At 63.4% G+C, this 886-nt stretch carries 1 protein-coding gene; it reads left to right on the top strand.

All coding sequences use genetic code 11. The features are described from left to right. Positions 1–197: 197 nt before the first annotated feature. The gene (locus tag IH80_RS0138415; RefSeq protein ID WP_030966563.1) at positions 198–737 is read left to right on the top strand and encodes a 2'-5' RNA ligase family protein; all 540 of its coding nucleotides are present in this window, start codon (positions 198–200) and stop codon (positions 735–737) included. Positions 738–886 lie beyond the last annotated feature (149 nt).

The following is an 886-nucleotide window of genomic DNA, read 5'->3' as shown; positions in this document are numbered from 1 at the left end:
TGCCAGAACCGTCAACCGACAGCGTTTGTTCGTGGGTTCCGGCGGCGTTTAGTGATCATCGGCACTCTGGATGTTCACGGGAAACAGCGGCAGCACCTTGGTCGTCCCGCTCGTCGACCGGCTTCGGAGGTCGGTCGTGATCATTCGACGGAAAAGGAGCCGTGCTGTCTGCGACAGAGGTGACACCATGCGGTGTCATGGCAGATGACAGCACCAGTACGTTTCAGGCGGGCCAGACGGGGCTCATAGTCCGGATCCCGGAGGCGGAGCCGTCCGTCCGCGGGTGGCGTGAACGGCTCGACCCCTCAGCCCAGGCCGGGGTTCCAGCCCACGTCACCGTGCTCTTCCCGTTCCTCGATGAGAGCCGAATAGATGCGCTCGTCCACTCCGCTCTCGCGGACGTGCTGGGCAGCCACCAGGCCTTTGACCTGCGGTTCGAGAGGTGTGGACGACTCCCGGAAGTGCTGTATCTCGTCCCCGAGCCTGACACGCAGTTGCGGCAGCTCACGGAGGCGATCGCTGATCGTTGGCCTGAGGCTCCGCCGCATGGCGGTCGATTTGCCGAGATCGTGCCGCACCTGACCATCGCTCAGGGTCAGGAAGACGCCGTCCTGGAGGAGATCGAGGCCGACCTCGCCGGCAGGCTCCCGTTCACGTCTCACGTCTCGTCGGTTGAACTCATGGTGCACGACGGCGTGAAGTGGCAAGAGAGGGCGTCGTTCGCACTCGGAGAATAAAAGAGCGTTTTGTTCCGCCTTGGGTGTTTGGTAAGTAGCGTGGTGTCAGCGGATTGGGTCCACGCATGGAGGCGTGTGAGGATCCGCCCATGGAGTGCGATGTGTGTGGACGGGCCATGTGGCGATGGCCGGCGGTGACGCATTCGGAG

It is taken from the genome of Streptomyces sp. NRRL S-378, assembly GCF_000720645.1.
Lineage (GTDB): Bacteria > Actinomycetota > Actinomycetes > Streptomycetales > Streptomycetaceae > Streptomyces.
This window is presented reverse-complemented; position numbering and strand designations above follow the sequence as displayed.